Source organism: Planomicrobium sp. CPCC 101110, assembly GCF_007859395.1.
GTDB lineage: Bacteria > Bacillota > Bacilli > Bacillales_A > Planococcaceae > Planococcus.
Map to the genome: position 1 here is coordinate 152,789 of NZ_VOHD01000011.1, position 20,560 is coordinate 173,348.

22 protein-coding genes and 1 riboswitch are annotated in these 20,560 nt (G+C 45.8%); of the genes, 18 read left to right on the forward strand and 4 right to left on the reverse strand.

Translation table 11 applies throughout. From position 1 onward, the window contains the following. Positions 1–46 precede the first annotated feature (46 nt). Positions 47–868, forward strand: a complete 822-nt coding sequence (nikE, locus tag FQV30_RS16575; protein ID WP_146501240.1) for a nickel import ATP-binding protein NikE — start codon at positions 47–49, stop codon at positions 866–868. Between the two features lie 107 nt (positions 869–975). Here the strand turns inward: nikE and FQV30_RS16580 are convergent, their stop codons facing one another. Beyond that, positions 976–1,575, reverse strand: coding sequence for a short chain dehydrogenase (locus FQV30_RS16580; RefSeq protein ID WP_146501241.1), 600 nt, complete (start codon positions 1,573–1,575; stop codon positions 976–978). A gap of 444 nt (positions 1,576–2,019) precedes the next feature. Between FQV30_RS16580 and FQV30_RS16585 the strand changes: the two genes are divergently transcribed. From FQV30_RS16585 to FQV30_RS16595, 4 genes are all read left to right on the forward strand, one after another. Continuing rightward, a complete protein-coding gene (locus FQV30_RS16585; protein ID WP_146501242.1) occupies positions 2,020–2,601 on the forward strand; it encodes a class I SAM-dependent methyltransferase in 582 nt (193 codons plus the stop codon). Between the two features lie 244 nt (positions 2,602–2,845). Beyond that, the gene (locus FQV30_RS18045) at positions 2,846–2,998 is read left to right on the forward strand and encodes a hypothetical protein (protein WP_186725690.1); all 153 of its coding nucleotides are present in this window, start codon (positions 2,846–2,848) and stop codon (positions 2,996–2,998) included. Positions 2,999–3,884: 886 nt separating this feature from the next. Beyond that, a complete protein-coding gene (locus FQV30_RS16590) occupies positions 3,885–5,381 on the forward strand; it encodes a glycine betaine uptake BCCT transporter (protein WP_146501243.1) in 1,497 nt (498 codons plus the stop codon). Between the two features lie 78 nt (positions 5,382–5,459). Continuing rightward, positions 5,460–6,359 carry a 5'-3' exonuclease gene (locus FQV30_RS16595; protein ID WP_146501244.1) on the forward strand — a complete coding sequence of 300 codons (900 nt, stop codon included), beginning with the start codon at positions 5,460–5,462 and terminating at the stop codon, positions 6,357–6,359. Here the strand turns inward: FQV30_RS16595 and FQV30_RS16600 are convergent. From FQV30_RS16600 to FQV30_RS16610, 3 genes are read right to left on the reverse strand one after another with little or no spacing between them, the layout of a single operon-like run. Further along, on the reverse strand, positions 6,343–6,849 hold the full coding sequence (locus FQV30_RS16600; protein ID WP_255473523.1) for a hypothetical protein: 507 nt from the start codon (positions 6,847–6,849) through the stop codon (positions 6,343–6,345). The two genes, FQV30_RS16595 and FQV30_RS16600, sit on opposite strands and share 17 nt — an antisense overlap. A gap of 35 nt (positions 6,850–6,884) precedes the next feature. Further along, complete coding sequence (locus FQV30_RS16605; RefSeq protein ID WP_146501246.1) at positions 6,885–7,352, reverse strand: STAS domain-containing protein; 468 nt, start codon at positions 7,350–7,352, stop codon at positions 6,885–6,887. Positions 7,353–7,411: 59 nt separating this feature from the next. Further along, positions 7,412–7,732 (reverse strand): thioredoxin family protein, encoded by a 321-nt coding sequence (locus FQV30_RS16610; protein ID WP_146501247.1) that lies wholly within the window; start codon positions 7,730–7,732, stop codon positions 7,412–7,414. Between the two features lie 207 nt (positions 7,733–7,939). Here FQV30_RS16610 and FQV30_RS16615 point away from each other — a divergent pair, with 207 nt between their 5' ends. The 13 genes from FQV30_RS16615 (at position 7,940) to FQV30_RS18050 (ending at position 20,489) form a co-directional block, all read left to right on the forward strand. Beyond that, positions 7,940–10,324 carry a 3-hydroxyacyl-CoA dehydrogenase/enoyl-CoA hydratase family protein gene (locus FQV30_RS16615; RefSeq protein WP_146501248.1) on the forward strand — a complete coding sequence of 795 codons (2,385 nt, stop codon included), beginning with the start codon at positions 7,940–7,942 and terminating at the stop codon, positions 10,322–10,324. A 31-nt stretch (positions 10,325–10,355) separates the two neighbouring features. Continuing rightward, positions 10,356–11,531: an acetyl-CoA C-acetyltransferase gene (locus tag FQV30_RS16620; RefSeq protein ID WP_146501249.1), complete on the forward strand. Its 1,176-nt coding sequence runs from the start codon at positions 10,356–10,358 to the stop codon at positions 11,529–11,531. 298 nt (positions 11,532–11,829) lie between these two features. Further along, on the forward strand, positions 11,830–13,611 hold the full coding sequence (locus FQV30_RS16625; protein ID WP_146501250.1) for an acyl-CoA dehydrogenase family protein: 1,782 nt from the start codon (positions 11,830–11,832) through the stop codon (positions 13,609–13,611). Positions 13,612–13,854: 243 nt separating this feature from the next. Continuing rightward, entirely contained in the window at positions 13,855–14,208 is a 354-nt protein-coding gene (locus FQV30_RS16630) for an arsenate reductase family protein (RefSeq protein ID WP_186725691.1), read from the forward strand. A gap of 78 nt (positions 14,209–14,286) precedes the next feature. Further along, the gene (gene gcvH / locus FQV30_RS16635; protein WP_146501252.1) at positions 14,287–14,667 is read left to right on the forward strand and encodes a glycine cleavage system protein GcvH; all 381 of its coding nucleotides are present in this window, start codon (positions 14,287–14,289) and stop codon (positions 14,665–14,667) included. A gap of 62 nt (positions 14,668–14,729) precedes the next feature. Then, complete coding sequence (locus tag FQV30_RS16640; protein WP_146501253.1) at positions 14,730–15,068, forward strand: hypothetical protein; 339 nt, start codon at positions 14,730–14,732, stop codon at positions 15,066–15,068. 6 nt (positions 15,069–15,074) lie between these two features. Continuing rightward, complete coding sequence (locus tag FQV30_RS16645; protein WP_146501254.1) at positions 15,075–15,401, forward strand: thioredoxin family protein; 327 nt, start codon at positions 15,075–15,077, stop codon at positions 15,399–15,401. Positions 15,402–15,433: 32 nt separating this feature from the next. Further along, a riboswitch (SAM riboswitch) is annotated at positions 15,434–15,537 on the forward strand. An 84-nt stretch (positions 15,538–15,621) separates the two neighbouring features. Further along, entirely contained in the window at positions 15,622–16,647 is a 1,026-nt protein-coding gene (locus tag FQV30_RS16650) for a methionine ABC transporter ATP-binding protein (protein ID WP_146501255.1), read from the forward strand. Further along, positions 16,640–17,308 (forward strand): methionine ABC transporter permease, encoded by a 669-nt coding sequence (locus FQV30_RS16655; RefSeq protein ID WP_146501256.1) that lies wholly within the window; start codon positions 16,640–16,642, stop codon positions 17,306–17,308. Before FQV30_RS16650 ends, FQV30_RS16655 begins: the two co-directional genes overlap by 8 nt. Positions 17,309–17,362: 54 nt before the next feature. Continuing rightward, a complete protein-coding gene (locus FQV30_RS16660) occupies positions 17,363–18,184 on the forward strand; it encodes a MetQ/NlpA family ABC transporter substrate-binding protein (RefSeq protein WP_146501257.1) in 822 nt (273 codons plus the stop codon). 148 nt (positions 18,185–18,332) lie between these two features. Continuing rightward, positions 18,333–19,514: a dicarboxylate/amino acid:cation symporter gene (locus FQV30_RS16665; RefSeq protein ID WP_146501258.1), complete on the forward strand. Its 1,182-nt coding sequence runs from the start codon at positions 18,333–18,335 to the stop codon at positions 19,512–19,514. A gap of 111 nt (positions 19,515–19,625) precedes the next feature. Then, positions 19,626–20,147, forward strand: a complete 522-nt coding sequence (locus tag FQV30_RS16670) for a hypothetical protein (RefSeq protein ID WP_146501259.1) — start codon at positions 19,626–19,628, stop codon at positions 20,145–20,147. Between the two features lie 183 nt (positions 20,148–20,330). After that, the gene (locus tag FQV30_RS18050; protein WP_186725692.1) at positions 20,331–20,489 is read left to right on the forward strand and encodes a YuzK family famiily protein; all 159 of its coding nucleotides are present in this window, start codon (positions 20,331–20,333) and stop codon (positions 20,487–20,489) included. The last annotated feature ends 71 nt before the right edge of the window (positions 20,490–20,560 follow it).

The following is a 20,560-nucleotide window of genomic DNA, read 5'->3' on the forward strand; positions in this document are numbered from 1 at the left end:
ACTCGATAAGTATAGGGATGCTTACCAGAAAGAGAGGGAAGAATCCATGAGTTTACTGGAAGTGAAAGAAGTAACACATTCATACGGCTCTTCCCGCTCTTTTTGGCGTTCGGCAAAAGAAGAACATGTTCTTTCCGATGTTTCCCTTTCGATAGAACAAGGATCTTGTATGGGGCTTCTTGGAACAAGCGGGGCGGGAAAAAGCACATTGGGAAAAGTGATTTTGGGCTTGGAAAAGCCGCAGAAAGGCAAGGTGATTTTCCAGGGGCAAGATCTTTATACGATGGATGCATTAACCCGTAAACGGATCCGGAGAGATCTTCAAGTAGTTTTTCAAGACAGCTACTCATCGGTCAATCCTCGGCTGACAGCGGAAAAGATTATTGGAGAACCTCTGGAAAACTACGAGAAGCTGTCGCCTGCCGAACAAAAACGCACAATTGCCGACTTGCTGGATATGGTAGGGCTGGATGCAGAAGATATGAAAAAGTATCCCCGGCAATTCAGCGGAGGGCAATTGCAGCGAATCAGCATTGCAAGAGCAATCGCCTTGAAACCGAAAATGATTGTTTTGGATGAGTCTGTCAGCAGCCTCGATATGGTGAACCAAACGAATATCTTGAACTTATTGAATGAGTTGAAGTCAGTGTACGGCCTTTCTTACCTTTTCATCACACATGACATCCGGGCAGCGTATTCAATCTCGGATTCTTTGACAGTCATGGAGAAGGGGAAAATAATAGAAGTCTGCAATGATAAAAACGAGGTGTTCACTTCGCAGCATCCCACTGTAAAGAAATTGGTTGCATCCATACTTCCAGAACATCCCCGGAACCGGACAATCTCCAGGGGAAAAAGCCGCGCATAAAAGCATTATCAAACAGGCCGGTTCAAATAATGGCCGGAATCATAACCCCCCCTGGAAGGACCGGCATGCCGGTGTGTCTTCCAGGGGGTTTTTAGATTCAGCTGGAATCAATACACTTTATAGACTTGGCCTGTTTGTGCGCCTTCAACACATCTTAAGAATGCATTGGACACCTTATCCGCGGACACTGGATCAAACCCTTTAAAAAATGGTCCGTATTTGTCCATGGATTCTTCCAAGACGTTCGGGCTTACAGTATTGATCCGTATATTGCGTGTCAATTCGATGGCTGCAGACTTTACAAATCCTGCCACTCCGGCATTGGCCATAGCGGCTGAGCTGCCTTTCAAAATGGGATCATCCATCATGATTCCGGAAGTAAGCGTGAAACTGCCGCCATCATTAATATAATTTTGACCGATCAGAACAAGGTTCACTTGGCCTTTAAGCTTGCTGTTTATAGCCACTTCATTCAGTTCCGGTGTCAATTCGCTCAAGCCGCCAAAATGGGATTCGCCTGTCGTGCTTACCACAGCATCAATGTTCGGGATGTCTTTGTACATTTGTTCAATGCTGTCCACGGACGTGATATCAACTTTATAATTTCCGTTTGATCTGCTGGCTATGATCACTTCATGATCGCCCTTTAATTTGTTCGCTACCGCTGTGCCAATTGTTCCGGTTCCTCCAATTACAACAATCTTCACGCTTTCCTCAGCTCCTATCTAACGATTTAATAAAGACCATGTTACAGGATATCGTTCTTGTTTTTAAAGGAAAAGTTAAATGGTTTTCTGAAAAGTTTCCATCGCCTTCAAGGTCAAGGAAACGGAAAAAACATTTAAGGTATGATTGACAATGGGATGGATGCCCATGGACCTGCAGCGGCAGGACCGCTGAAGGAACTTTTATCATAACTAGTTTTTGAAGTTTGAGTTGACTTATGAATTTATAAGTGATAAATTGAATTCTATTAGAGACAACTAGAGTCCTTGATATCTTTTAATAGGGTGCAAAGAGAAGAATGAGAGTAACTCTTAGAAGGAAAGGATTGCAGAATATGGAAATGGGCTCTGATCGGCAAAGAACTGGGGCAAAATTCTAAAGGTTCTAGAAAAACATTTTTTTAAAAATAAGGAGGGTCTATGTAAATGAATTCTAAACACGGCAATTTCCACGGAACCAATCATCATAAAGGCAAAATCTCATATCTGGACAGTCTTGAACGAAGAGGGGAATTTGCGCCGGAGCAGCTTATAGGCATGAGTCCGATCAAAGAAACTGACAATATTTTGGATTTTGGTGCCGGCACGGGCTATTTTTCACTGCCTTTGGCCAAAGCGGTAAAGGGCACAGTTTATGCACTGGATATTGACGCCAACATGTTGGAGCTTATAAATTCAAAAGCTTCAAAGGAGAAAATTTCCAATATAGTCACTATTCAAGGAGGAGCAGAAATTCCAGTGCCAAATGGATCGATCGATGCCGTAATCGCCTCTTTGGTTTTGCATGAAATTCAACCGCTGGATGCGGCCATAAATCAGATTAAAGAAGCACTCAAAGAAGAGGGTTATTTGATCTGTGTCGAACTTGAGCCTAAAAGACATTCCAATCGTCAAGCACCAAGAATTACATCGGCCGATATGGAAAGGGCACTAACGACTGCCGGATTGCGGATAACCAAGAAATTCTTTCCGACAGAAAAGTTGTATGTTCTTGTGGCACAAAAATAATACTGTAAAGAAGGGAGTATAAAAAAATTTACTTTGATCGTAGATAACAGATGTTTTAAAGGTTCTAATTAAAAGTTTCAGGGAGATTGCCATTGAAATACCAGGCAGACGCAATTTCCATTTCTAAAGAATATCAGTCTTTCCATTCACGCCAAATGGAGAAAGCAGGGGGAGCAGTTTGTTCTTTTTCATGAATTTCTTGCGGCCTTACCATCCTGTATATGCTTCCGCCAGTAGTTTATGCATGAAACAGCTAAAAAAATTTCTGGATGCAAAACAATGCAATCGTTGTTTTATCGATGTGACAGGTTTTCCAGTCTATGTGATGAAATGCCCGGAAGCTGTTTCAGAATCAATCAAACGATGGATCGACAAAGATCGATTTGTATTCAAGTAGATTGATCGATGCTTCCGGGAAGCTGCATCTTTTATTGATAGCCGGTTTTATAGGAGAGAGGAGCTGAGGTTCCTTTCTTCTTTTTATTGCCTGAGCGACCCTTGTTGAAAAGCCGGCCATCTAGATTAAAAAACGATAATCCAACAACAAGAAAATGAACCAACTCAATCAAATGAATTGAACTAGGATGCGGAAAGAATATTTCTCTTCATTTCAAGGAAGCTGCCATGATTGCAGGAAACATGGGCATCTTGTCAGATGAAGCATTTAGGGCCAACGAGAAACTGCTCTCTGCTTTTTGGAAGTCTGAAAATCAGAACGTGCTTCACGTGAATTCGGGTTTCATCTGTCAAATCAGCATTAATCGAATTTCTCGAATCGGCTGTCCAGTGTCGGTTCCTAGTTAACGAGATTGTATGAAGTTTGGTGGCAAGCCAAGCAATAACAGCAAGGATAACCGCAATTCCATTGAAAGAGGCACGCATGGGAAGGCAAAGCAGCAGCGAAGTGCAGGCAAATATGGAGATGCTTTTGCAAGACAGCTGCAGTTTAAAATTTTAAAGAAAAGGAAATTGAAATAACTAGTATTCTCAAAGCCCCGGTTCGATTCTTGCTGTCATCCATGAAGCATTAGCGTTGTCTGCATAACTCTTACATAAGATTTAGAAAAGAAGCAACAAACACAATCCAGAACTATCTTCCCCCTAGAATGAATCATTCCTTTTCCTGAATTAGGAAAAAGCCGATTCCTATCAAAAGTTAAAGGAAGATGGGGGGAGAGAATTGTATTAGCCATATTCTATCATTGTCAAACGAAAGGTTGACATCTTTGCAATACTAACGTAACGTTAGGTATTGTGTTAAAAAAAGTTTGGAGGGAAACTATATGAAGAAAGTAACGAACGTTTTCTGGATTTCGCTCGCTTTAGTCTTGCTGGCTGTCGGCTACGGAGCGTTTGCCCCAGAGAATTTCGCAGAAGTTACCGGGAATATAGAAACGTTCCTGACAACCTCGTTCGGTTGGTACTACCTATTGATCGTATCGATCATGGTCTTATTCTGCCTATTTTTCCTCATCAGTCCAATGGGGCAAATCAAATTGGGGAAAGACAACGATAAGCCGGAATTTTCATTCGGCACTTGGATTGCTATGCTATTCTCGGCAGGCATGGGCATTGGACTTGTATTCTGGGGAGCAGCCGAACCGCTGTCCCACTATGCAATTGATCCGGCCACAGCTGAGCCAGGTACAGCAGAAGCATTCCGCGAATCCATGCGTTTCACGTTTTTCCACTGGGGAATTCATGCTTGGGCAATCTATGCGGTCGTCGCTTTGGCCCTAGCGTATTTCCAATTCCGCAAAGGAGAGCCAGGACTGATTTCTGCTACACTAAAGCCGCTCTTCGGCGAGAAGATGAATGGGCCTTGGGGAACCTTGGTGGATGTGATTGCGATTTTTGCTACAGCAGTAGGGGTTGCGACCACGCTTGGTTTCGGAACCATCCAAATCAATGAAGGTTTGGCGTTCTTGTTTGATGCGGTGCCTGGAAATAACTTTATAGTCCAAGTCGTCATCATTGCCGTTGCCACTGTCCTGTTCCTGGCTTCAGCTTGGAGCGGACTGAGTAAAGGCATCAAGTATTTGTCGAATACCAATATGGTGCTGGCTATTTCTTTGCTTGCATTGGTGCTGATTTTTGGGCCGACTTTGTTGATTCTCAATATGTTCACAGATACAGTAGGGAATTACTTCCAAAATCTGTTGCGCATGAGTTTCCGTGCTGCCCCGATCGATCAAGAAAACCGCGCTTGGATCGATGGCTGGACCATCTTCTACTGGGCATGGTGGATTTCCTGGTCTCCATTTGTCGGGATATTTATCGCTCGCGTTTCAAAAGGCCGGACAATCCGCCAATTCCTGTTCGGTGTATTGATCATCCCTACAGTACTCAGCTTTATCTGGTTTGCGGCATTTGGATCAACAGCTATTGATGTCCAAAGTTCCGGTGCCGATTTGACGGGCTTGTTGACATCCGAGACTTTGTTTGGCGTGTTTGAACAGCTTCCATTAGGGACATTTATGTCAATCATCGCGATTTTGCTCGTTACAACATTTTTCGTCACTTCAGCTGACTCAGCTACATTCGTTCTTGGGATGCAGTCAACAAACGGTTCGTTGAACCCGTCAAACGCGATCAAAGTAACATGGGGAGTCGCCCAATCGTCCATTGCTGTTATCTTACTGTCAGCAGGCGGACTTGATGCGCTTCAAACGGCATTGATCATTTCAGCTTTCCCGTTTTCTTTTATCATGCTTTTGATGATGGGATCTTTCTACAAATCACTGAGCCTCGAATACAAAGCCATAAAACGCAAACGATAAAACCGCCGCCTCGGCGGTTTTTTTGTTCAATAACAGGTATAATGGATAGAGTGTTTTAAGAAGGATGGAGGATTTACTATGAATGAGAAACCACATGTGCTGCTGGTGGACGGGATGGCGATTTTGTTCCGCTCGTTTTTTGCCACTTCAGTGGTCGGTCAATATCTTCGGACGTCCGAAGGATTGGCGACAAATGCGGTGCAAGGCTTTGCCCGCCACGTGCTTGCTGCGAAGACGATGATGAAGCCGACGCATCTCGCGGTCTGCTGGGACATGGGAGCACATACATTCCGGACGGATATGTTCGATGGCTACAAATCGAACCGGCCAGCGCCGCCTGATGACATGCTTCACCAATTCGACTTGGCAAAAAAAGTGTCTGAGCAGCTTGGCTGGAAAAACTATGGGGAAAAGGGAATCGAAGCGGATGATTTCATCGGCTCGTTCACGAAGCAGTGGAAGGACAAGGCGAAATTTACAATCATCACTGGCGACAAGGATATGCTGCAATTGCTGAATCCTTCGGTCGAAATAGCTTTTATGAAAAAAGGCTTTCACATTTATGACGTGTATACTGAAGGCCGTTTCAAAGAAGAATACGGCATTGAACCGACGCAATTTGCGGATGTTAAAGCGTTCATGGGCGATGCCAGCGATGGCTATCCGGGCGTTAAAGGAATTGGGCCGAAAACTGCATTGCAGCTGATCCAGCAGCACGGCTCAACCGATGGCGTGCTGGCAGCCATCGATGAACTGAAACCGGCCCAAAAGAAAAAGATAGAGGAGCATAAGGATATGCTGCTGCTATCTAAGGAGTTGGCGGTTATTAAATGCGACATTCCGCTTGATGTATCGCTTGATGAAATCACTGTGCCCAACTATACAAACGACATGGTGCAGCTGTTCGATGACCAGGAATTGAAACTATTGGCCCGGCAGGTGGAAAAAAGCTTGGGGCCCGTCAATCCTTTTGAGTAGGAACAATTTTGACGAATGTCAGGACTTTTTGGTTCTTTCTATAAGAAATCGCCCGGACTTTGCTCGGGCGGTTTTTTTGTCCATTGTCGTGGATATATAAAATCAAATCGCCGTCTTTTTCTTCAAAGCCGATCAATGGCACCCAATGATACTTGTATGCCGGTTTTGAAAACCAGCGGAATGAAAAGTAGCAATCGAATTTCATAGCAAGCGGCCGGCCGGCAAGCAGCTCGTTTTTCACTTCATCAATATTTCGGGCTTTCTTGATGGTATAGTGATGCCCTGCAAGCCTGCGCAGATTTTTTAGGAGCCTCCATGTGAACAAGCCGATGGGTGTGGTGCCGAGCAGATGATATAGCTCATTGATGCCATAAACGGTTTTCTCGTGATGGCCCAGGATGGCAGCTGCTGTCACAGGGCCACATGCGGAGCCTTGCTTTTTGCTGTCGATGCTTGCTTCGTATTGGGACAGGCCTTTAAATGGAATCATCGTTTTCACGGAAATCCCTCCCATGGGAATGGCAATTATTTTACCGACTTTGCCGCATTTTTGTTTTCTTTGAGCAATACCTTCAGCGCAGTGCGGAAGTTTATATAAACTTCCAGATCCACCTGAATGCCGGCACGGACGATTTCGCGTACGAAGCGGGGATTGAATCCAACATAGATAGGGCGAAGCCCCATCAGCTTCTGTGCACTGTTCAATTCAGACAGCTCGCTCGCCAATTCGTTATAGTCGAACGCCTCTACGTCTTCTAAAGCGACTCCTGTAAAATCGAAGACGACGCTTTCGGTTTCCCGGTGTTCGGCGGCATACTGCAATACTTTTGTCCGGATGGTTTCAAAACGGTCCCTATATATGAATCCGGCAATCGGCACTAGAATGGTGCGTGGCACGATAGAAGGGATAATAGGAGCGGACATGTTCTTGATGACCTTCTCGTAATACTGGACCAGCTCTTTTAGTTCTTTCAGTTCTTGTTGCTCATTCATGTAAAACACCTCAATTTTTAATAATAAGTGCAGCGGGGGCCGATGGGATAGGTGTTTCGCTATTTTTTCTGCTCAGATAGGAATTGAGTGACCGATTCCGGCGATTTTGCGTGGGCACTGTGAAGGTGGGCGGTTTTTTCGCCATTCCTGAAAATCAGCAGACTTGGAATGCCCATCACTTCCCATTTTTCTGCAAGCTCCGGCAGTTCATCACGGTTAAGGTCATACCAGTGGTATTGATCGAATTCCTCTATAATCGGATCGATGAACATGTCCATTCTTGTGCAATCCGGGCACCAGCCCGCTTGAAATTTTACAATAGCCGGCTCGTTTCCGCTGATTGCATTTTCAAACTGTTCCAATGTAGTAATTGATTTCATGCAGCTTCGCCTCCATATTCTATTGATAGTGTACCGTTCCAAAGCCCTTTCGAAAAGAAATTAATCTTTCAGGCAAAGTAAATTTTCGGACAATTAAATATTGCGAAAAAAAAGAAAATACCTTACACTAGGAGACATAGAGAACGTTCTATTTTTTTACCATAAAAATGAATGAGTGTTCATTCAAAAAAGTGGGAGGGCTTGCGAGTGGCATACCAAATACAAAAAGCAGCGGTGCTGGGTTCTGGGGTTATGGGGTCTGGAATTGCAGCACACCTTGCAAATATCGGGATTCCAGTATTATTGCTTGATATCGTTCCGAACGAATTGTTGAAGGAAGAGGAAGCAAAAGGCTTATCGCTTGAAGACAAGGCGGTGCGGAACCGGTTTACAGAGTCATCCATCCAGAAGCTGTTAAAACACAAACCTGCTCCGTTGACGGCAAAAAAAAATTTGGAGCTGTTAACCCCTGGAAACTTAGAGGACGACTTGGAGAAGTTGAAAGATGTCGATTGGATTATAGAAGTGATTGTCGAAAATCTGGAAATAAAAAAATCCCTGTATAAAAAAATTGATGCCGTAAGAAAACCGGGGACGATTGTTTCTTCGAACACCTCAGGCATTAGCATCAATGCTATGGCGGAAGGGCGTTCGGATGATTTCCAGAAACATTTTCTTGGCACGCACTTTTTCAATCCGCCGCGCTATCTGAAACTGCTTGAAGTGATTCCTGCTGAAACGACGTCCTCTGAAGTGGTTGATTTTATGGCCCGTTTTGGTGAAGACCGTTTAGGAAAAGGCGTTGTCATCGCTAAAGATACGCCAAATTTCATTGCGAACCGAATTGGTACATATGGTTTGTTGGTGACAATCCGGGAAATGCAAACCCGCGGCTACTCGGTCGGGGAAGTGGATTCGGTCACCGGGCCATTGATCGGACGGCCAAAATCGGCGACTTTCCGCACGCTTGATGTAGTAGGATTGGATACATTTATGCATGTTGCCAAAAATGTATATGACCAGACTTCAGGCGATGAGCAGCAAGTGTTCGAAACCCCTGGATTTTTAAAGGAAATGGTTGAAAAAGGCTGGCTTGGTTCGAAGACAGGACAAGGATTCTTCCGGAAGCAAGGGAAGGAAATCTTGGAACTGCATCCTGAAACATTGGAATACCAACCAGCCGGAAAATTGGAAACGCCTTCACAGGAAATGGCCAAACAGCAAAAAGGCCTTTCCGCGAAGATGAAAACCCTTGTATACGCCAATGACCGCACAGGTGAATTGCTTTGGAGCATTCTATCACCGGTCCTCCGCTACTCTGCACAATTGACCGGTGAAATTGCCGATAACATCGTTGCAGTCGACAACGCCATGAAATGGGGCTTCGGCTGGCAGCAAGGTCCTTTTGAAACGTGGGATGCCATAGGTGTGGCACAATCCGCAGAGAAAATGAAACAAGAAGGGCATGAAATCCCTGCCTTTGCGCAAGCATTGCTCGAATCAGGAAATGACAGCTTCTATAAAGAAGTCGACAACGACCTTTATTTTTTTGACGGGGCGGAATACAAGCCGGTGCCTGTCAATGAAAAAGTGATCGATTTGAAGCGCTACAAGAAAAAGCACGGAGTCATCAAATCCAATACCGGCGCAAGCTTGATCGACCTTGGGGACGGCATTGCGCTGCTTGAATTCCATTCGCAGTCCAATGCCATCGGTTTGGATATCATACAGATGATCAACTTTGCCGTCGATGAGGTTGAGAGAAACTTCAAAGGGCTGGTTATCGGAAACCAAGGCAAAAACTTCTGCGTCGGCGCAAACCTCGGAATGATCCTCATGGAAGCGCAGGATGACAATATTTTTGAATTGGATTTCACCATAAAAGCTTTCCAAAATGCCATGATGAAAATCAAGTACTGCTCAAAACCGGTCGTTGCGGCACCGTTCGGCATGTCTCTCGGCGGCGGGGCGGAAGTGGCGCTTCCGGCAGCGCATATCCAAGCTTCGATGGAGACCTATATGGGCCTAGTCGAGGCAGGAGTCGGATTGATCCCAGGCGGCGGCGGAAACAAAGAGCTTTACATCAAGCATATAAAAGGCATGCCAAAAGGGGTCGTTGTCGATTACCAAAACGTCGCCAGCAAAGTGTTCGAGTCGATTGCGACGGCGAAAGTGTCGACTTCAGCAGAAGAAGCCCGTGAGAACAACTTCCTTAATTTTGTGGATGGCATAAGCGTCAATAGCGACCATCTGATCCATGATGCGAAACAAGCGGCCCTTGCACTGCATGAAATGGGCTACCAAGCGCCAAAAAGGGAAAAAGTGCCGGTAACCGGTGAACCGGGCTATGCCACATTGCTCTTAGGGGCAGAAGGCATGCTATTGTCCGGCTATATCAGTGAATACGACTTGAAAATCGCCAAAAAACTCGCTTTTGTCTTGTCCGGCGGGAAAGTTCCATATGGCACATTGGTCGACGAACAGTATTTGCTCGATCTCGAGCGGGAAGCATTTTTAAGTTTGGTGGCGGAGCCAAAAACACAGCAGCGGATGCAGCATATGCTCGTCAAAGGAAAACCGCTGCGCAATTAGTGCTGCAACCAGAATCAGAGGAGGAAAACTCATGCGCGAAGCAGTAATCGTATCCGGTGCAAGGACACCGGTAGGAAAAGCAAAAAAAGGGTCGCTTGCTACTGTGCGGCCGGATGATTTCGGCGCTGTAGCTGTTAAAGAGGCATTAGATCGGGCGGACGGCTATGATGGCCCGATTGATGATCTGATTATGGGCTGCGCCATGCCGGAAGCGGAACAGGGCATGAATATCGCCCGCAATATCGGCGCTCTTGCCGGTTTGCCGGACACCGTGTCAGCCGTTACGATCAACCGTTTCTGTTCTTCGGGCCTGCAGTCTATCGCTTATGCCGCTGAACGCATTATGGTCGGGTCGGCAGAAGCGATCATTGCCGGCGGCGTAGAGTCGATGAGCATGGTGCCGATGATGGGGAACGTCATCCGCCCGAATGCCAAATTGGCAGAGACAGCTCCCCAATATTACATGAGTATGGGCCATACGGCTGAACAAGTGGCCACACAATACGGCATCAGCCGGGAAGACCAGGACGCGTTCTCGGTCCGCTCACACGAGAAAGCGGCAGCGGCCATCCAAAAGGGGCATTTCGTCGAAGAAATTGTGCCAGTTGAAGTGGTCCGGCGCTATGTGGATGAAAACAATAAATACCAGGAAAAAAAGTTCATGTTTGAAATGGATGAAGGAGTCCGCCATGGCACTAATATTCAGACCTTGAACAAATTGCGTGCAGTTTTCTCAGCGCGCGGCACTGTTACCGCAGGCAACTCGTCGCAGACGTCAGACGGTGCAGGAGCGCTTCTAGTAATGGACCGCGAAAAAGCGGAAGCGCTGGGCTTGAAGCCAATCGCGAAATTCCGTTCGTTTGCTACAGGCGGCGTGCCGCCGGAAGTGATGGGAATCGGCCCGATTGTCGCCATTCCAAAAGCGCTGAAATTGGCCGGTTTGTCCATTGAAGATATTGACGTCTGGGAACTGAACGAAGCTTTCGCCTCGCAATCGCTTGGTGTCATCCGGCACTTGAACATCGATATCGACAAAGTGAATTTAAACGGGGGGGCCATTGCTCTCGGCCACCCGCTGGGTGCAACAGGCTCTATTTTGACGCTGAAGATGATGAGCGAGCTGAAGCGCCAAGGCAAGCAATTCGGCGTCGTCACCATGTGCATCGGCGGCGGCATGGGCGCAGCCGGCGTTTTTGAAATGCTGTAAATCTACGATTAGATAGTTCGCTTCAAATGTTTAAAAACTACCAGCCGCTTCGGCCGCTCAGAGGATGGCTTTCGTAAGAAGCCAGGCACAGAGCGCCTGTCTTCTTACTTCGCTCACCTTCATGGTCGCGCCGGCGCCAGGTAAACTCATCACACTTTAAGAAAAGGATGATTTCGTCGTTATCCCCATTATTTTTTGATACGAAGCAAAACAGCGGAGACTCCAGCGGGAAAGCGGAGTTGTCTTGCGGAATATCATCAGACGCTCAATATAGCTAATAAACGAGGAGGAATTCACAATGGAACAGCAAAAAACATTGATCAAAGGCGGAAGCTTCCTGATTGAAGACGCGGACCTTTCACGTGTTTTTACACCGGAAGATTTTACCGACGAACACAAGATGATCGCTAAAACGACCGAAGATTACATCAACAACGAAGTGATGCCGGTCGTCGAGAAGCTGGAAAACCATGAATTCGATCATTCAGTCCGGCTGCTGAAATCGGCGGGCGAACTTGGGCTTCTTGGTGCAGACGTCCCTGAACAATATGGCGGCCTCGGATTGGATAAAATAGCATCGGCGTTGATTGCTGAAAAAATGTCAAAAGCGGGAGGCTTTTCAATCACCCACGGTGCGCACGTCGGAATCGGCTCATTGCCGATCGTCCTTTTCGGCAACGAAGAGCAAAAGCAGAAATATCTTCCCCTCCTAGCCACGGGTGAAATGATTGCTGCCTATGCGCTGACCGAACCAAGCTCAGGATCTGATGCGCTGGGGGCAAAAACGACTGCCAAGCTCAACGAAGCGGGTACGCACTATGTGTTGAATGGTGAAAAGCAATGGATCACCAATGCAGGATTTGCGGATGTCTTTATAGTCTATGCGAAAATTGACGGCGATAAATTTTCGGCATTCATCGTAGAACGCGCTTATGATGGTGTTTCTGTCGGGCCTGAAGAAAAGAAGATGGGAATCAAATCATCCTCGACCCGAACCCTGATCTTGCAGGATGCGCAAGTTCCGGCAGAAAACTTATTGGGTGAAGCGGGGCGCGGCCATGTTATAGCATTCAACATCCTTAACATCGGGCGCTATAAATTGGGAGTAGGAACGATTGGCGGTTCCAAGCATGCCTTGGAAATCACCATTCCGTACACGAATCAGCGACAGCAATTCAAAACACCAATTTCGTCTTTCAACTTGACGCGCGAAAAATTGGCGACGATGGGGGCTCAATTGTACGCACTGGAAAGTTCTGTGTACCGGACTGTCGGCTTGTTTGAAGACCGCATGAGCGGTTTTACGGACGAAGAGCAGGCCAACGGCAAGCTGGTTGCAGATTCAATAGCGGAGTTTGCGGTCGAATGCTCAATGAACAAATTTTTCGGGACGGAAACACTCGATTATATTGTGGATGAAGGAGTCCAATTGCACGGTGGCTACGGCTTTATGCAGGAATATGAAATTGAAAAAGCGTATCGCGACTCACGCATCAACCGTATTTTCGAAGGGACAAACGAAATCAACCGCTTGCTCGTACCAGGCACATTGATCCGTAAAGCGATGAAAGGCGACCTTCCGCTATTCCAGCATGCCCAGAAACTTCAGGAAGAGTTGTTGATGCTGATGCCGGAAGAAGTGGGAACTGAAGCATTGGCGCAGGAGAAATACTTGGTGCGCAACGCGAAAAAAATCGCTTTGCTTGCTGCCGGCCTCGCTGCTCAGACCTATGGGGCAAAACTTGAACAGGAGCAGGAAGTGCTGGTGAACATCGCCGATATCGTCTCAAATGTTTTCGCCATGGAATCCGCTGTCCTTCGCACAGAAAAAGCGATTGGGGCTGCCGGCGAAGAAAAAGCACAGCAAAAAATTCTATACTCACAAATTTATTGCCAGGAAGCGTTTGACAAAATTGAAAAAGACGCAAAAGAAACATTGCTTGCTGTTGTCGAAGGCGACAACCAGCGTATGATGCTTTCAGCTCTCCGCAAACTGACGCGTTCAACTCCATACAACGTCATCGCAAAAAAACGCGAAGCCGCTGTGAAATTGGTCGAAGCAGAAAAATACGTTGTATGATGAAAAAGAAAAACAGCTGGATGATAGGGGATAGAGCTCCGGAGTGATCGATTCCGGGGCTTTTTCAGGTTTTGAACCATATTAGCAATCTGCGTAAATTTTGCCTCTTATTGATAAGGAGAAAACTGTGCTTCTTTTGCACCGCACAGGCCTGCAGAAAACATTAGTACTTGCAACACGGCTCCCTATTGGATCGACTGGCATACGCTATTTTGCTAAGCTAAAGAAAAAGGAGGTTTCATCATGATTCGATTTTACGCATATCCGAAATGTTCGACTTGCCGAAATGCGAAAAAATGGCTGGATGCAAGTGGGGCTGACTATGAAGCGATAGACATCGCTGAAACACCGCCTTCAGCAGAAGAGCTGCGCAGCATCCATCAAGCCAGCGGGCTGGAGTTGAAAAAGTTTTTTAACACAAGTGGCATGAAATACCGGGAGTTAGGACTGAAAGACAAGCTGCAGGCAATGAGCGAAGAAGAGCAGTTCGATTTGCTCGCTTCAGATGGCATGCTGATCAAGCGTCCGCTTGCCTGGGACGGCAAAAAAACGACGCTGGGCTTTAAAGAAACGGACTATGAAAATACATGGGGCTAAACTCAGCGGATTGTTGTATTTCATAGGCGAATATGTCAAACTGAAATTGAGCACAATACATATTTTGGAGGGGTCTGGATGAGCACACCACAAGAGCTTCGTTATTCAAAAGAACACGAATGGGTAAAACTTGAAGACGGCACTGCGCGTATTGGCATCACTCACTTTGCGCAAGCTGAACTTGGCGATATCGTATTCGTTGAACTGCCGCAAGTAGGCGACGAATTGAAAAAAGACCAGCCTTTTGGCAGCGTGGAATCCGTTAAAACGGTTTCTGAACTTTACGCGCCGATCAGCGGCCGTGTAGTTGAAGTCAACACCGAGCTGGATGACAGCCCGGAGTTCGTCAATGAGTCCCCATATGAGCAAGCTTGGATGGTGGTTGTTGAAGCAATCGACGAGTCCGAGGTCAATGAATTGATGACAGCGGAGCAGTATGAGAAAATGATTAATGAATAAGACCCGAAAAGCGCCTCTTGTTTGGCGCTTTTTTTTCATCATAACTAGCGGGGTGTAGACTTATGGAGAAAGTGATTGTTGTCGAAGGGCTTACCGATAAATCAAGGATTGCGCCTCTAATTGCCGAACCTGTCACAATTCTTTGCACCAATGGCACTGTCAGCGCATCAAGGCTGGAAGAACTGCTGCTGCCTTATGAAGGTTTGGACATTATCGTTCTTGTGGATGCCGACAAATCGGGGGAACAATTGAGAAAACTGGTTAAGCGTGAATTTCCCGAAGCGAGGCATTTTTATATCAATCGCAGCTACAAGGAAGTCGCAACAACACCAATACGGATTCTGCTAGACGTGCTCATCAGCGCAAATGTCCGGGTCAATCAGATACTAGCCGAAGGATGATCGAACATGAAAGAATGGACTCATAAAGAATGGCTGAAAGAAAAAAACACAAGCCAGGTGACTGCTTTTTATTTGTACACGCCGATGTGCGGCACATGCCAAGTGACGACAAAGATGCTTGATATCGTCCGAGAGTTGTTGCCGGACTTGAATATCGGCAAAGCCAACTTGAATTATGTGCAGGAGATAGCCAAACTGTACGAAGTGGAAAGCGTTCCATGTTTAATCCTTACAGAGGACGGTTTAGTAAAGGAAAAGATTTATGCCTTCCATTCCGTCCCTTTTATATACGAAAAGTTAAAAGGTGTTGACGCAAAACGCCATGCATGGTAAATTGAATTTCTGATTACAAATTCAATATCGTACTCTTATTAAGAGAGGTGGAGGGAAGTGCCCTATGAAGCCCGGCAACCGTCATGAAAATGAAATGGTGCCAATTCACGCAAAGCGATGCTTTGGGAGATGAGAGATCGGTGTCCGTATACAAATGCGAATACCCTTCTGCTCAATTCTGCGCAGAAGGGTATTTATTTTGAAGTAGGAGTGTTTACAAATGATTGAGTTGAAACAAGTGACAAAAACGTATGACACCGGAAAAGGCGCATTAAAGGCAGTGGATGGTGTCGATTTATCGATTTCCCCTGGTGAAATTTTCGGCATCATCGGCTATAGTGGAGCAGGAAAAAGTACATTGATCCGTTTGTTGAATGGCCTGGAAAAGCCGACATCCGGTACGGTCCAAATCAATGACCATATGATTACAGCGATCAAAGGGGCGGAACTTAGAAAAGCGCGGCAAAAAGTCAGCATGATTTTCCAGCACTTCAATCTGCTTTGGTCCAGAACAGTGAAAGATAATATTGCTTTTCCTCTTGAAATTGCAGGAGTGCCGAAAAACAAGCGGGATGCACGGGTCATGGAACTGATCGAATTGGTCGGCTTGACTGGCCGCGAAAACGCCTATCCTTCCCAGCTGTCCGGCGGCCAGAAGCAGCGCGTCGGTATTGCCCGGGCATTGGCCAACGATCCGGAAGTGCTGTTGTGTGACGAGGCGACATCCGCACTCGATCCGGAAACGACCGATGCAATCCTTGATTTGTTGGTGGACATCAACAAACGGCTTGGATTGACCATCGTCCTGATAACCCATGAAATGCATGTTATCCGGAAAATCTGCCATCGGGTTGCCGTCATGGAAGGCGGTAGAGTAGTTGAGCTTGGTGATGTACTGAGTGTATTCCAAGCTCCGAAGGCAGAAATAACCAAGCGGTTCGTAGCGCAAGTGACAGAGACGGAAGACTCGAATGAGACGATCAAACATTTGCGTGAACTTTACCCGACAGGTGATTTGGTGAAATTGGTGTTTGTGGGCGACCAAACTGAGCAGCCGATTTTGACGAAGCTGATCCGTACGAATCCGGTGGAAGTCAATATTGTTCAAGGGAACATCTCGCATACACAGCGAGGCGCTTATGGGACGCTGATTCTGCAGTTGAAAGGAACACACGAAGAAATTGCGAATGCCATCGCATTTTTAAACAACGAAAACATCCAGACAGAGGTGATGGCAAATGATTGAATCTTTATTTCCGAACGTAGATTGGGAAAAAATGTGGGAAGCTACAATTGAAACTTTATATATGACAGCCATGTCGACATTTTTCACCTTTGTTATCGGTCTTGTGCTGGGGATCGTTTTATTTCTGACAGCTCCAAGACAACTTTGGGCAAACAAAATCGTCAATTGGTTGACAGGTGCATTTGTCAATATCTTCCGTTCCATTCCTTTTATCATCTTGATCATCTTATTGATTCCTTTCACGAAGTTTTTGATCGGAACGATTCGCGGACCCAATGCGGCTTTGCCTGCGCTTATAATCGGTGCAGCTCCGTTCTATGCCCGGATGGTGCTGATTGCTCTGAAAGAAATTGACAGAGGGGTTATTGAGGCGGCTCGTTCAATGGGGGCCACAACATGGACCATTATCCGTAAAGTTCTATTGCCTGAATCCAAACCGGCTTTGATCTCTGGGATCACTGTCACCGCCATCGCACTTGTAGGCTATACAGCCATGGCTGGGATTATCGGAGCAGGCGGCCTTGGGACACTGGCCTTTTTGGACGGTTTCCAAAGAAGCCGTGAAGATGTTACATTGATGGCTACCATTTTGATATTGGTAATCGTTTTTGCGATACAGTTTATCGGCGATTTTGTCACGACCCGTTCTGACAAACGATAGTTTCACCTTATTCACTGCAATAAAAAAACACCATAGAAAAGGGAGAAGATTTACATGAAAAAATTATTGGCAGGAACATTATTAACGGCTTTAACACTAGCGGGATGCGGAGGCGGCGCAGGATCTGGCGACTCTGCTGAAGAGTCAAGCACTTTAACAATCGGTGCTTCCAACGTGCCGCACGCGGAAATCCTGGAGCAGGCAAAACCGCTTCTTGAAGAGCAAGGCGTAACATTGGAAATCGAACCTTACCAGGATTACATTTTGCCGAACCAAGATTTGGAAAGTGGAGAAATCGATGCAAACTACTTCCAGCATATTCCGTATTTAGAAGATCAGAAAAAAGAGTTCGGCTATGATTTTGTTAGCGCAGGCGGCATTCACATCGAGCCGATCGGCATCTACTCGAAAAAATATGCATCATTGGATGAATTGCCAGAAGGCGCTACAATCTTGATGAGCAACTCGGTTGCTGACCATGGCCGGATCTTGTCAATGCTTGAAGCTGAAGGCTTGATCAAGTTGGATGAAGCCGTAGAAAAAACTGCTGCAGAAGTTAGCGATGTTGTAGAAAACCCGAAAAACCTTGAATTCGATGCGAACTACGAAGCTGCGCTGCTGGTCCAAATGTATGAATCAGGCGAAGGTGATGCTGTATTGATCAACTCCAACTATGCTATCGATGCAGGATTGAACCCGTTGGAAGATTCAATCGCCCTTGAAAGTTCAGATTCCCCTTACGCAAACATCATTGCTGTCCGGGCCGAAGATGAAGGAAATGAAAACGTCGCTAAATTGGTTGAAGTTTTGAAATCACAGGAAATCAAAGATTTCATGCTTGAAGAGTGGGGCGGGGCAATCGTACCGGCCGAATAATATTTTAGCACCCCTCGGGGTGCTTTTTTATTATGTTTAAAATAATAGAAATATTCCGTGTAAAGGTTAAGTACTTACAATTTGAAGACCTCTGTGCTAATTTAGGATAATATTAAAAAATCATTTGTGCACGTGGGGAGGACTTTTTGTGAAAATCAAGTTTGGTTTGTTGCCTAGAATTGCTGTAGCCATCGTTTTAGGGATTGTTATCGGGTCGATTGCACCCGAATGGATGGTCCGCTTGTTTGCTACATTCACAGCTATTTTTGGCAGCTTTCTTAATTTTATAGTACCTTTGATCATCCTTGGCTTTATTGCTCCAGGGATTGCTAAGCTTGGCAAGGGATCCGGAAAATTATTGGGCCTCGCTACAAGTTTTGCTTATCTTTCAACAATTGCCGCTGGAATTTTGGCGTTTTTCGCTGCAACAACTATTTTGCCGAATTTTATGGGCGGGAAAACTTTAGGGGGAATTGAAGATCCGGAAGAAGCATTAGCGGCAAGTTTTATTGCACTCGAACTTCCTCCGGTCTTTGGTGTAATGTCAGCGTTGATCTTAGCATTTTTGCTTGGCATCGGAATGGCTGCCAGTGGCAGTAAAACAATGATCTCCTTTTTTGATGAATTTCAGGCCATTATCGAAAAGACGATATCCCGTGTCATTATTCCGCTATTGCCTTTCCACATTTTCGGTATATTTGCCAATATGGCTTACGGCGGAGCCGTAGCGAAAATTTTATCCTTGTTCGCCATCGTGTTTGTTATGATCATCATTCTCCATTGGACAATGCTGGCAATTCAATACACGGCAGCTGGCTCCTTGAATAAGAAAAACCCGCTTTTCCTATTGAAAACGATGATGCCTGCTTATTTTACTGCTCTTGGAACCCAGTCATCAGCTGCCACTATCCCGGTAACATTGCGGCAAGCGCGCAAGACCGGAGCCAATGAACGCGTGACGGACTTTACAGTGCCGCTTTTTGCTACAATCCATTTATCCGGAAGCACGATTACATTGGTTTCCTGTGCCATCGGTGTTTTGCTCTTGACTGGCGGCACGCCGGCATTCGGCTCTTTCTTCCCATTCATTCTAGTGCTTGGAGTTACGATGATAGCTGCTCCTGGAGTGCCAGGAGGTGCTGTAATGGCTGCAATCGGTTTGCTGGAGACTATGCTTGGATTTGACCAGACAATGGTAGCGCTGATGATTGCACTTTACTTGGCACAAGATAGCTTCGGGACTGCAACTAATGTGACTGGAGACGGTGCGCTCGCTATGATCGTCGACCGTTTCACGCGTGGTGAGAAAGTCCTTGATAACAAAAGGTGAGAAGTTATAAGATTCCCAAGATTTGATATATTATGGCTATTTAGCCAGCTCTATACGCTCTTCGCAGGCTATGATACGATAACTGAGAATTCAAATTTCAGGAGGACTATCATGAAGAAACTACTATTGGTCGGCGCTGCATCTGCCTTGTTTTTAGGGGCTTGCAGCGAAGAAAACAGTGCAGAAGAAACAACGGCGACAAGCACAGAAACTGCTGAGAAAGAACCGAATGCAAAACAGGAACTGATGAGATTTTACATGTCGATTCCACAAAAAATCAACGCGGTTGATGCTGATTTGAACGCTTTCGAAACTGCTCAAGCGAAAGGCGAGCTTCCAAAAGGCGAAGAGCTTGAAAAAATGAAAGAGGCTGCAGCTGCAGCGGCTGCTGAAGCAGGAACAGTAGCGGAAGGAATTGAAATTCCAGAAGCATTGGCTGATCATAAAGCGGACATCGAAGGGGCTTTAGCTTCCATTAAAGAATCCTATTCTATGAAAGCGGATGAAGTTTCAAAAGATGCTTCATTCGAAGCTGCAAACGAAAAATTTGTTCAAGCAGATGAAACACTGAACAAACTTCTTGAAGAGCAAGGATTGGCTCCTTCAAGCATTCTAAACGAAGTATCAAATTAATGTTTGAAGACCCGGCACTGGGATGCCGGGTTTTTTATTTGGGTTTACTCTCTAAATCCTCAAAAAAATATTCTTTAAGTATATTTTTGTTTAAGTGGTAAAAAATCGGGTAATCCAATAATAACTAGATATTCGAAAGGAATGGTTACTATCAGTTCTCAAGAATTTAAGGTGACAGAAAACATGGAGCATGCGTTCCGAGATGCCCACGGATTTGGAATACACGAATGTGAAAACAACCCGGACCTGCTAGTGAAAGTGGAACAGAAAAGGGAGCAAGAATATCAGCAGAGCCAGCAAATGGTAGCTCGTTTGGATAACCAAGTTCACCGCAGTCTATAAAAGCAGCCGATGCCTAGCGCATCGGCTGCTTTTATATTTGGCATTTCTTCTGTAAACAGTATTCAGAGGGG

Bases quoted from the DNA above. Each gene is read 5' to 3' on its own strand.
- FQV30_RS16660 (WP_146501257.1), top strand. From the start codon at position 17,363: ATGAAAAAATTATTGGCAGGAACATTATTAACGGCTTTAACACTAGCG.
- FQV30_RS16620 (WP_146501249.1), top strand. From the start codon at position 10,356: ATGCGCGAAGCAGTAATCGTATCCGGTGCAAGGACACCGGTAGGAAAA.
- FQV30_RS16655 (WP_146501256.1), top strand. From the start codon at position 16,640: ATGATTGAATCTTTATTTCCGAACGTAGATTGGGAAAAAATGTGGGAA.
- FQV30_RS16630 (WP_186725691.1), top strand. From the start codon at position 13,855: ATGATTCGATTTTACGCATATCCGAAATGTTCGACTTGCCGAAATGCG.
- FQV30_RS16650 (WP_146501255.1), top strand. From the start codon at position 15,622: ATGATTGAGTTGAAACAAGTGACAAAAACGTATGACACCGGAAAAGGC.
- FQV30_RS16595 (WP_146501244.1), top strand. From the start codon at position 5,460: ATGAATGAGAAACCACATGTGCTGCTGGTGGACGGGATGGCGATTTTG.
- FQV30_RS16605 (WP_146501246.1), bottom strand. From the start codon at position 7,352: ATGAATGAGCAACAAGAACTGAAAGAACTAAAAGAGCTGGTCCAGTAT.
- FQV30_RS18045 (WP_186725690.1), top strand. From the start codon at position 2,846: ATGAAACAGCTAAAAAAATTTCTGGATGCAAAACAATGCAATCGTTGT.
- nikE (WP_146501240.1), top strand. From the start codon at position 47: ATGAGTTTACTGGAAGTGAAAGAAGTAACACATTCATACGGCTCTTCC.
- FQV30_RS18050 (WP_186725692.1), top strand. From the start codon at position 20,331: ATGGAGCATGCGTTCCGAGATGCCCACGGATTTGGAATACACGAATGT.
- FQV30_RS16640 (WP_146501253.1), top strand. From the start codon at position 14,730: ATGGAGAAAGTGATTGTTGTCGAAGGGCTTACCGATAAATCAAGGATT.
- FQV30_RS16585 (WP_146501242.1), top strand. From the start codon at position 2,020: ATGAATTCTAAACACGGCAATTTCCACGGAACCAATCATCATAAAGGC.
- FQV30_RS16625 (WP_146501250.1), top strand. From the start codon at position 11,830: ATGGAACAGCAAAAAACATTGATCAAAGGCGGAAGCTTCCTGATTGAA.
- FQV30_RS16590 (WP_146501243.1), top strand. From the start codon at position 3,885: ATGAAGAAAGTAACGAACGTTTTCTGGATTTCGCTCGCTTTAGTCTTG.
- FQV30_RS16610 (WP_146501247.1), bottom strand. From the start codon at position 7,732: ATGAAATCAATTACTACATTGGAACAGTTTGAAAATGCAATCAGCGGA.
- FQV30_RS16600 (WP_255473523.1), bottom strand. From the start codon at position 6,849: ATGATTCCATTTAAAGGCCTGTCCCAATACGAAGCAAGCATCGACAGC.
- FQV30_RS16670 (WP_146501259.1), top strand. From the start codon at position 19,626: ATGAAGAAACTACTATTGGTCGGCGCTGCATCTGCCTTGTTTTTAGGG.
- FQV30_RS16645 (WP_146501254.1), top strand. From the start codon at position 15,075: ATGAAAGAATGGACTCATAAAGAATGGCTGAAAGAAAAAAACACAAGC.
- gcvH (WP_146501252.1), top strand. From the start codon at position 14,287: ATGAGCACACCACAAGAGCTTCGTTATTCAAAAGAACACGAATGGGTA.